General features: G+C 58.2%; 9 protein-coding genes. 1 reads left to right on the top strand and 8 read right to left on the bottom strand.

Translation table 11 applies throughout. From position 1 onward, the window contains the following. A partial coding sequence (locus RB620_RS26040) for an integrase core domain-containing protein (RefSeq protein ID WP_308099513.1) occupies window positions 1-222 on the top strand: 222 nt, incomplete at its 5' end. A gap of 136 nt (window positions 223-358) precedes the next feature. On the opposite strand, the gene RB620_RS26035 is transcribed toward RB620_RS26040, so the two are convergent. The 8 genes from RB620_RS26035 to RB620_RS26000 are packed head-to-tail and all read right to left on the bottom strand — an operon-like array spanning window position 359 to window position 9,808. Beyond that, window positions 359-1,345, bottom strand: a complete 987-nt coding sequence (locus RB620_RS26035; RefSeq protein WP_308099512.1) for a glycoside hydrolase family 113 — start codon at window positions 1,343-1,345, stop codon at window positions 359-361. Between the two features lie 19 nt (window positions 1,346-1,364). Continuing rightward, window positions 1,365-2,363, bottom strand: coding sequence for a carbohydrate ABC transporter permease (locus tag RB620_RS26030; protein WP_374121462.1), 999 nt, complete (start codon window positions 2,361-2,363; stop codon window positions 1,365-1,367). A 28-nt stretch (window positions 2,364-2,391) separates the two neighbouring features. Then, window positions 2,392-3,294: a carbohydrate ABC transporter permease gene (locus RB620_RS26025; protein WP_308099500.1), complete on the bottom strand. Its 903-nt coding sequence runs from the start codon at window positions 3,292-3,294 to the stop codon at window positions 2,392-2,394. Beyond that, entirely contained in the window at window positions 3,291-5,867 is a 2,577-nt protein-coding gene (locus RB620_RS26020; protein ID WP_308099498.1) for a DUF5696 domain-containing protein, read from the bottom strand. Before RB620_RS26020 ends, RB620_RS26025 begins: the two co-directional genes overlap by 4 nt. A gap of 13 nt (window positions 5,868-5,880) precedes the next feature. Next, window positions 5,881-6,501: a Yip1 family protein gene (locus RB620_RS26015; protein ID WP_308099496.1), complete on the bottom strand. Its 621-nt coding sequence runs from the start codon at window positions 6,499-6,501 to the stop codon at window positions 5,881-5,883. Then, window positions 6,482-7,951 carry an NHL repeat-containing protein gene (locus RB620_RS26010; protein WP_308099495.1) on the bottom strand — a complete coding sequence of 490 codons (1,470 nt, stop codon included), beginning with the start codon at window positions 7,949-7,951 and terminating at the stop codon, window positions 6,482-6,484. Before RB620_RS26010 ends, RB620_RS26015 begins: the two co-directional genes overlap by 20 nt. Before the next feature lie 15 nt (window positions 7,952-7,966). Beyond that, a complete protein-coding gene (locus RB620_RS26005) occupies window positions 7,967-8,833 on the bottom strand; it encodes a carbohydrate ABC transporter permease (protein WP_308099491.1) in 867 nt (288 codons plus the stop codon). Between the two features lie 6 nt (window positions 8,834-8,839). Next, on the bottom strand, window positions 8,840-9,808 hold the full coding sequence (locus tag RB620_RS26000) for a carbohydrate ABC transporter permease (RefSeq protein WP_374121460.1): 969 nt from the start codon (window positions 9,806-9,808) through the stop codon (window positions 8,840-8,842). Window positions 9,809-9,818: the final 10 nt, after the last annotated feature.

Below are 9,818 nucleotides of genomic sequence, written 5' to 3'. Positions count from 1 at the left end.
AATAAGAATGCGCACATCGAGTCGTTCCATAGTGTATTGGAGGCCGAGTGCCTGCAGCGGCACGAGTTCATGAGCTACCAAGAAGCGTACGACACGGTGACGAAATACATCCGCTTCTATAATGAACGGCGGATGCATGGCAGTCTGTACGATCTAGCGCCCGAGCAGTACCGTGTTGCCGCGGCGACTGGTGAAGTGGAGCCTTTAATCGTGAAAGTCTGAGCAATTTTAAGCAATACTGAGGAGCACGTGCGTTAAGTGTCCTAGACTCAAAAATTCAGGGGTTGAACCGCTCTTTCTCCTACATCGTTACGATTAAACCATCAAATCATCACAGGCTATTCACTCGCTTCAACGCCTACACCCCGACCGGCAGCTTGCCGCCGTAATATTGCTTCAGTACGTCGCCCGCCTTCTTGCCGTAAATGTCAAAGCCCTTATTTCCCCCTGCCTCTTCCAGCGCGTACAGCTTCGTGCTCCAGTCCCACCAGAAGAAGCCGGCGAACCAAGGCTCATCCCAGAATGACTGCAGCGCCGATTGGTAGAAGTTCGCCTGCTCGTCCTCGCTTGCAGGCAGCTCCTTATGCAAGAAGTCCCATGGCATCGTGGCGCAGCCGAGCGCGCTGCGGCAACCGATCTCCATGAATACGACGGGTTTGCCGAACTTGCGGGACAAAGCGGCCAGCTTCGCCTTCTGCTCCTCCCAGCCCTCCATCATGGATTCCACGCTGTCGCCAGGCCGTTTGCCTACTGGATAATAAGCGCTCGTGCCGATGTAATCGACCGCGTCGAACCAGCTGATGCCCTCTTCCTTGCCATGATTGCCGTTATAGATGATAGGGCCGCTATAGATGGATCTTACCCTCTCTATCAGCGCCCGCCAGTATTCGGACTTCGATTCCGTCTTCACCATCTCGCAGCCGATGCAGAACATCTCGCAGCCCAGCTCTTCCGCCAGCTCCGCATAATGGCAAATGAAGTTCGTATACGACTTGAACCACGCGTCCCAATACGGCACGCCCATCGCATCGTCCGGAAAACCGATATGCGCCCGCCAAATTCCGTCGCGCGAATTGACGACGGGCTTGAGGCAAACCTTAAGCCCCAGCGCCTTTGCTTCCTTCACCGCGAACGCGATGTCGCGGTCCGTCATCGTATAACCGTAATCGAACGGGATGCTCGTCGAATAGACGTGATCCTGGTACGTCCAGAAGGAAAGCGCGATCCACTCGCTGCCTGTCTCGCGAAGATTCCGCAAGGAATCCACCGCGTAAGGCTGGCGATAATCGCCGCGCCCTGCCCCCCAACCGTAGGTCATGCCCTTGAAAAAAGATCTTGTTGTCATATCCGTTTCCTCCCGTATATTAACCTACGACGCCCGTACGCTCGACGCTCTCCACGAAGTAGCGCTGGACGAACAAATACATGATGATCAGCGGCGCGATCGCGAGCAGAATGCCCGTATCGACGATCATGGCGACATGGTTGGGGTCCGCCCGCATCTCGGAGCCGGAGCCGAAGCCCAGCAGCGTCGGCAAATATTGATTCGTGTCCGCCGGCAGCGACGCCACTTTGATCGACATAAGCGCGCTGTCGCTCATGAACAGCGAAGCGTAGAACGTGTCGTTGTATTGCCAGACGAAGGCGAACAACATGACCGTCATTAGCGCGGGGACCGCGTTCGGCATCATGATGCGAAGGAACGTGCGGTACGCGCCCGCTCCGTCGATCAGCGCCGCTTCTTCGATCTCCTTCGGCAGCCCTTTAAAGAACTGGCGGAAGATGTAGATGTAGAGCCCCGACTTCAGCCCGTTCGCCAGCGCCGACGTAATGATCGACGGCCAATACGTGTTGAGCAGATTGACGCCTTCCTTGCCCGAAAACAATCCGATCAGACCAAGCACGTCGAAGCTGCGGAAATGCAGGTACATCGGCACCATCAACGTATTCATCGGCACCATGATCGTCAGGACGACGAGTATGAACATGATGTTGCTCCCCGGGAATACGAATCTCGCGAAGCCGTAACCGGCAAGCGCGCAGGATACTGCCTGAAGCAGCGTCATGACGGCGACGAAGACGATCGTATTGCCCAGCATGGGCCAGTAGTTCAGAATGTCCATCGCCTGCTTCAAATTGTCCAGCGTAAAGTGAACCGGAACCATGTAGATCGTGGGATTGTAAATGTCCGCGGGATCCTTGACCGCCATCGAGACGCGGCGGAACAAAGGATACAGAATGACGAACGAGATTCCGGTCACCAGCACGTAGACGAGCAGCTTCCAAGCCCAGTCCACCGTCCGGTTCCGAGCTTTGTTGAACTTGTAGACCATAGCTTCGTTCCCTTTCATGCTCTGCGGCATGGCCATGCGATTCCCCCCTTGCCCGTCGTCAATTGTAGTAGAACACTTTCCTCGACACCATGAAGCCGATCACGACCAAAATGACGCCCACCATGATGGTGTACAGCCAGGACATCGCCGCGCTGAGCCCGAAGTTCTGGGATCGGAACGCCGTCTCGTAGATCGTCACCGTGACCGGACTGTTCGAGAAGGAGTCGATGATCGTGTAGATGATGTTCGTCAGAATCAGAGGGCTTACCATCGGGAACGTGATTTTCCAGAAGGACTCGTAGCCCGTGGCGCCTTCCATCTTGGCCACCTCGTACATCGCCGGCGGCACGGACTGCAGCGCCGCCAGGAAAATCAGAATCTGCACGCCGGAGCTGCGAATGATTTCGTAGATGCGGCCCGTGCCGTCCACGATGTAATTAATGAACCATTCGGGCAAGCCCGCGCTGTCCAGCATGAACACAAGCGTCAACGCGTCGAAGCCGCTCTGCGCTTCGCCAAGCTCCTGCGCCACCTCCGAGCTGCCGGTCATGCTGATCAGGCCCGCCGTCTCCGCCGCGGCGATCGCTCCGGATGCCAGGATGACGGGCAAGAAGAAGATGGCGCGCGCCGCCGCCCTGCCGCGGAACCGCTGGTTGAGCAGCGCCGCCGAGAACAAGCTGAAGAACAGAATCATCGGCACGTTCAGCGCCATCTCGGTCACCGATTCCGTCAGAATGCGGTTGAAGTTCGCGTCCACGAACAGCGCGTCCCGGAAGTTCTGCAGTCCGATGTATTCCAGCGCGTAGCCGCCCGGAGCGACGACCAGCTTGTTGAAGCTGAACTGCATGGATTGGACAAGAGGCGTCGCGAACAGGAAGATGAACCCGATCAGCCAGGGCAGAATGAAGGTGAAGCCGACAAGCGATCTTCGTTGCATCAGCGTTAATTTTCTGGGATTCATCGGCCTCGGCCTCCTATCGCGAAGTTATGCCCTTCGATCGTCGTTCCGTTCACGGTTGCCGCCTTGTCGGAGTAATTCACGTATACGGAAATGCCGTTGTCGTAGCGCGTCTCCGTCACGTCGTCCGAATGCCTGAGATGATCAGCGATACGGGCCGTCCGTACGCCTGACAACGCTTCGTTCGCCCGGTTGTACATTTCGACCGCTTCGTCATACCAAGAGGCGTATTCCGTCGAATACATGGCGTCGAACGTGGTGAACTTCAGCTTGGACGACGATTCGTGCGTCCACAGAAAATGCGGAGCCATGCCGAGCTCGATGGATTGCAGCGTATGAAGCGCGATATCTTGATCGTTGCTCAAATTAATCGGTTCTCCCGCGTAATCGGCGTAGCCGTGCAATACGATCTGGTAGAACGGAATCGTCTCGTCCGTCAGATTGAAGCCGCTGTCGTCCGTCGGAACGTTGATCAGCCGGTCGGCGTAAGGGAACGCGTAGGCGTTGCCTCCCGCGACCAGAAGATCGGAGTAGGCATCCTTGATCTCGCCTAGCTGCTCTTGCACGATTTGTTTGGCCGTGTCGCGGAAGACGATGCGTTTTGTGCGGTAATCCGCGTGAAGCTTATCGCCGAGATCCCGCAGCGCGAGCCCGCTGCCGCTCAGCTTAAGCTTGTCGAAGCGTTCCAGAAACTTCTCGGCGTAATAAGGAAGCTTAGCCGGCGACAACAAATAATAGATGCCGAGCTCGTAGTCCATGGAGTTGAACGCGCGATTGTACGGCGTCCGCTCCGCCTGCTCCCGGGTGACGAACCGCGCGGCATCGGCGGCCGGCGCGAAGCGGCCGTCCTCGCGGAACACGTGCTGGAACGCCACGTCGGGATACAGCTTGCCTCCGAGTCCTTCCAGCTTGGACGCAAGCTCCCTCATCCCGGCCGCTCCGCCGAGAATGCTCTCCGTCTTCACCCTGTCGGGCGCCTCGTGATTTACGCCTTCGCCGAACCAGCCCATATATCGCATCCGAACGTTCGTAATGCCGTCGCCGGCAAGCCGGTCGGCGATGGCTCCCGCTTGATCGAACGTCGTCATGGATACGAGCCCTTGATACGGAACGCCCAGGAACGACTTGCGTTTGTCGACCGCTCCCAGCATGGTGACGAAGAACGGAAGCTCGCTTTCGTCAGCCAGAGGTTTCAGCACGCCGCTTGCCTCGAGCCCGTTGCGATAATGCTCCGCCATGCCGGAATAATCGGCTTTGTCCCCGGACAGGAAGCTGTAGCGGACCTCGATATCGCCGGCGTAACGTTCCTCCGTCAGCAGCTGGATCTCCTCGACCCGATTGCCCTTGTATAGCTCCAGCTCGTCTTCTCCGCGCAGCGCGAACCCGGCGAACACGTTATTGTAGGAATTGTTGCGCCCGCTGACATCCGCGTTCACCGTCGCGATGCCGTCGCCCTTCTCTACGACCGCATACCATGCTGCGTCCCCGGACTTCAGCCCGAACACCGGCAATCTCGCGCTCTGCGCCACTTGTCCCCGGCGACCGCTATTGTCGTTCTCGTCCTCTCCGTACACCCGCTGGGCGTACACCTCTTGATTGCTCTTGCCGTTGTTGAGGTAGATCAGACTGCCGGAGCCGTCCGGCACCATCATGTAGCCTTGCTCGCCTATGCCTGCCGCGCCGAAGAAGCTCAGCATGTTCAGCATCCGGATCCGATAGCCTTCGCTCTCCTGGATCTGACTGGTCGGCACGGATACGACAAGCGATTCTCCATCCAGTCTGACGTCAAGCGGGATCGTAAAGCTCGGCTTGTCGGATCCGCCGGCGGCGCCGATGCCGTTATCCTCGTTGTCGAAGGCGAGATCCTCTTCCGTGTAACCCGCCGTTTGGAAAATTTCGATCATGCGCTTCAGTACCAGTTCCCTGGCGACGGCGGTATCCAGCCGCTCCAGGACGTCCGGGTTGGACTTCTGGGGCAAATACCGCGTGCTTACGTATTTGGCCCCCGCCTCGTCGACCTTGCCGTAAATTTTTTCCTCCATGCGCGCCTTGCTGATCAGCTTGGGCAAAGCTTCGATGCCGAGCGACATGTCGCCGAGCGTATACGTCACGCGCAAGCCCCCGGCAATCGCTTCGGCCTGGAACTGGCCGCGGCTAACGCTCTGGCCGAAGCTCGAATACGTTTCCAGCCTTCCTTGGTTGTCGCGGAAGGAGAAGGCAAGCTGCGAGGCGAGCGCCTCCTTCTCGTAGGAAGAAGCTTTGCCGTCGTTATCGCGGTCGGCCGGATTGCTGCGCCACACGTTGCCGCCGCGTTTGTCGAGCACGGCGAACTCCGCCGTCTCTTCGTTAAAGTAAAGCCCGAGCTCCGGTGACTCGGCTGCGAGCCTCATGTCCGGCACGAGGCCGTCTTGCCGAAGCGACAGCTCCGAAGTCTGCGGCGCCTCTTGCGCCTGAACGTAAGCGGCCGGCTTGATCGCCGGGACGCCACGGCTCCCGAAATAGATCCAGGTCGCTGCTGCCACAGCCGCCAAGAGGCAGGCCAGCGCCGCAACCCATTTGATTCTTAATCGTCTCACGCGGGCTGCCTCCCTACATTCGGAAAATGAGTTCTCTATACACGTCGTACACGAAATAATACATTTGCATGGCGATGCTGAAGATGAGCGTCCCGAGGAACACCACGATGCCCATGGCGATGACCGTCAGCAGCAACGTCATGACCGTCTTGACCGGCGTATATTGATGCACCGTCATGATGCCGACGAAGAGCAAGTAGCAGAACCAGACCGCCGCGATGCTGTTCGCCAAATAATAGAAGGCCGTCTCGTCGTTCGTCATGAATCGGCTGACGAGCGTCAGCGGGAGATTGACGAGCGCCAGCGGGAGCAGGGCATACCCCGTCGCCATGACGATTTCCTTGAACTTGCCTTCGCCCTCCATCAGAGTCGTCACCGACCAATTGGCGATGCAGAACAGCAGGAACGGAAGCACCGTATACTGAAGATCGTCCAGACTGTTCAAGTAGCGAGGATCGTTGTAATTGACCAGAAATCCGGCGAATTGCCGCTGAAGGATGACGCTAAGTACCAGCAGCAGCACAATGACCGCGGCGATTCTGAGCTTTCCTTTGTTCTCGTATTTCATATCCCAGAATCCGTCGAACGGATGCAGGATGACATGGAACGGAAATTTATAATGCTCCGGCTTCACGCTTCATCCCTCCCTTCTTCGCTCGTTTCCTTGCGATCACGAACGCGGCAAGCGCAAGCAGCGCGATGGCCGTCCCCGACATAAACGTGCCGAAGTGCTCCTGCATCGTTTCCCTGCGGTATCGTTTGTAGGCGATGGAATAATAATCGCGTTGCATGCCGAGCTTGAAATAAGCCATCGCTTCCTTGTTCCTCTTCTCCATCAGCAGCGATTTGCCGATGCCGATGTACGCGAGGTCATAGTTGGAATTCAGCCTCAGCACTTCCTCCCATTGCTTGACCGCTTCCGCGTCGTTGCCTTGGTAACGCAGCTCGGTCGCTAGCCGGACCGTGCTTCCGAACTTGGTCGGGGTGAAAACGACGATATTGTTTTTGCCCCGGTCGAGCACGGCCAGCTTCTCGCCGATTCTCTCCACCGCGACGGGCGTGTTGAACACGCCGAGCTGCGTGCCCTTGCCGCCGAAGGCGTATAGCAGCTCTCCCTCGTCGTTGTACGTGAACAGCCTGCCGCGGAACGTATCGAGCGCCGCGTACATGCCTCCCCCAAGCACCTTGATGTCGGTCAGGCGCGAGGGGCCGGCGTTATTGCCGAAGATGCGGAACCTCACGTCCCCGCGCACCGGATAATAGCCGAACCGCTTAAGCACGTCCTGTCCGGACGGATTTAGCCGCCGGATGGGCGTCTCGGAATTCAGATCGACGCTCGTCGCGTAGACGAACCCCTTATGGTCGATGTCGACGCTCGAGAATTCCGTCGGAATAAACAGCTGCATCCGCTGCCGCTGCGCGTCCGTCGCCAGATTGCGCCACAGCCGCTCGGAGAAGGTCTGGGTCACGCCGATCGTGCCGGCATACCCGATGAAGTCTCCGTTCTCGTCGAACTGCATCAGTCCTTCGAACACGCCGCGGGCGACGACGAACACCCGGCCCGCCCGGTCGACCGTCACGCGAGTGGGATGGAACTGGAAGTCGGCGGGCAGGATGTCGGATTCCGGCTTGCCGATGATGCGCAGCAGCTCCCCGTCTTCGTTCAGCACGACGATCCGGTTACGGTCCGTATCGGCGACGTAGATGACGCCATCCTCCGATACGAAGAGACCGCCGGGGTTCGCGAAGGCGTCCGGCTTTCCTTCGTTGTCGAAGCCGTTGATCTGCCCTAGCACGTTCCACTCCGCGTCGGTACGGACGATGCGCTCGTTGCCGCTGTCCAGAATGTAGACATAGCCGTCCGCCGTCGCGTACAGATCGTTAGGGCTCTTGAATTCCCCGATGCCCAGCTCTTCTCCCGATACGGACCGTTCCGGCAGATAAGGAGCCGGCAGCGGAACCGAGTCGCGGTAATAATTGTAAGTGTAGGCTTCGTAAGGCGCGTCCGCCGCCGCCGTCAAAGGCAGTGACGCGAAGGCGAATATCGCGGCCGCCAGGCCGATTAGCCATGTCCTTGCTTTCATGGTCATGTTCGCCCCCTATTCCTTCATGCCGGATGTCGCCATCGTCTCGATGATCCGGCTCTGCGAGAATACGAACAGCGTGATGGGCACGCTCATGAGGATAAGCGCGACGGCCGCCCCGACGCCTGCCCTTGCGATGCCGCCTTGGATGATCTGGTTCGTGGCGAAGTGAAGCGTCTTCAGCTCTTCGCTGTAGATGAAGCCGTTGCCGTCCGTTCCCCATAGCAGCTGGAACAAGAGGATGATCAGCGTCATCCAGGCCGGCTTCACGTTCGGCATGATCACGGTCCAGAAAATCCGATACTCCGACGCGCCGTCGATCTTGGCCGCCTCGATGAGCGCGTCCGGAATTTGCTCCATGAATTGCTTCATCAGATAGAGCCCCAGCGGGAACGCGAACGCCGGCACGATGACCGCCCAATACGTGTCGACGAAGCCGATCCACGACATGATCATGTAGTTCGGGATCGCCGTCACCTGCGGGGCGAACATTAGCGCCAGGACGACCGTCGTGAACAGAAGCGTCTTGCCCGGGAACTTGTTCTTGGCGAGCGGATATGCCGCGGCGGAGGCCAGCAGCACATGTCCCACCACGCCCATGCCCGTAATAAATACGGTGTTGAAAATATACCGCGAGAACGGCACCCACGACTGGCCCAGCAGCGTCATCAGATCGACGAAGTTGGTTAACGTGGGATTGCGGACGAACAGCGTCGGCGGGAACAAGAAGATTTCGTCCAGCGGCTTGAACGCCGCGTTGATCGCGTAGACGAGGGGCAGCGCCATGAACGCTCCGACTACCCCCAGGAACAGGAACATCACGATGTTGCCCATAAACGAGCGGTTCATTCTTTTTTTGCGCAAACGTAAGGTCAGATTCATGCCCGATTATTCCCCCACCCTCCTGAGAAGTCGTTGAACGATCAAATTCGTGCCGACCATCAGCGTGAACAGCACGGTCGCGATGGCCGAGGCGAAGCCCATCTCGAAGCGGATCGTTCCGAAGTCCATCAAATGCGTCACGATCGTCTCCGCCGCGTAGTTGACGCTCGGGAAGCCGGCCAGGTAGATCGAGACGTCCGCGACGGCAAACGAGGTCGTCAGCTGGATGACCGCGCCGAACATGAGCTGCGGCTTCATGGACGGCAGCGTAATATACCACAGCTCCTGCCACCGATTCTTGATTCCGTCGACCGCTCCCGCTTCGTACAGCGTCTTGTCGACCGTCTGCAGACCGGCGATAAAAGCGAGGAACCCGGTGCCGAGGCTAAGCCACAGCTGCACGAGAATGATGATGGCGAGAATGTACACTTCCGTCTTGAGCCACTGGATCGGCTCCAGGATGAGCCCCCAGCGGATGAGGAAGCCGTTGGCGATGCCGTACCGGTCCCCGGAGAAAATCATTTGCCAGATAAAAAACACGTTGCCCGATATCGACGGCGCGTAGAACACCAGCGTCATGAACGCGCGCACCTTGGGTCTCATGTCGTTGATGATCCAGGCGAAAATAAAGCAGGCCATGTAACTGAGCGGTCCCGTGATCGCCGCGAACAGAAGCGTGTTTTTAATCGCGATCAGGAAGATGTCGTCCTCAAGGAACAGCCTCGAATAATTTTGCCAGCCGATGAATTTCGGGAATTCCAGCATGTTGAAGTACGTAAAGCTGATCAGCAGCGACATGACGACCGGCAGCACGGTGAACAAGCCGAACAGGATCATGTATGGCGCCATAAGCACGTAGGCGTGTTTATTCGCTTTGGCCTCTTGCAGCTTGACGCTCCACCGCGAAGGGGGACGCGTCGCCGGAGACGCGCCCGGCCTCGCCGGTCCGTCTTCCTTCAATGTTAGCTCTGACACGCGCATCCCC

This window comes from Paenibacillus sp. LHD-117, from assembly GCF_030929555.1.
Lineage (GTDB): Bacteria > Bacillota > Bacilli > Paenibacillales > Paenibacillaceae > Pristimantibacillus.
The sequence above is the reverse complement of the archived record's forward strand: the minus strand, read 5'-3'. Positions and strand labels throughout refer to the sequence as shown.

Excerpts from the sequence above, each read along its gene's own strand:
- RB620_RS26035 (WP_308099512.1), bottom strand. The coding sequence starts at position 1,345 with ATGACAACAAGATCTTTTTTCAAGGGCATGACCTACGGTTGGGGGGCA.
- RB620_RS26030 (WP_374121462.1), bottom strand. The coding sequence starts at position 2,363 with ATGCCGCAGAGCATGAAAGGGAACGAAGCTATGGTCTACAAGTTCAAC.
- RB620_RS26025 (WP_308099500.1), bottom strand. The coding sequence starts at position 3,294 with ATGAATCCCAGAAAATTAACGCTGATGCAACGAAGATCGCTTGTCGGC.
- RB620_RS26010 (WP_308099495.1), bottom strand. The coding sequence starts at position 7,951 with ATGAAAGCAAGGACATGGCTAATCGGCCTGGCGGCCGCGATATTCGCC.
- RB620_RS26005 (WP_308099491.1), bottom strand. The coding sequence starts at position 8,833 with ATGAATCTGACCTTACGTTTGCGCAAAAAAAGAATGAACCGCTCGTTT.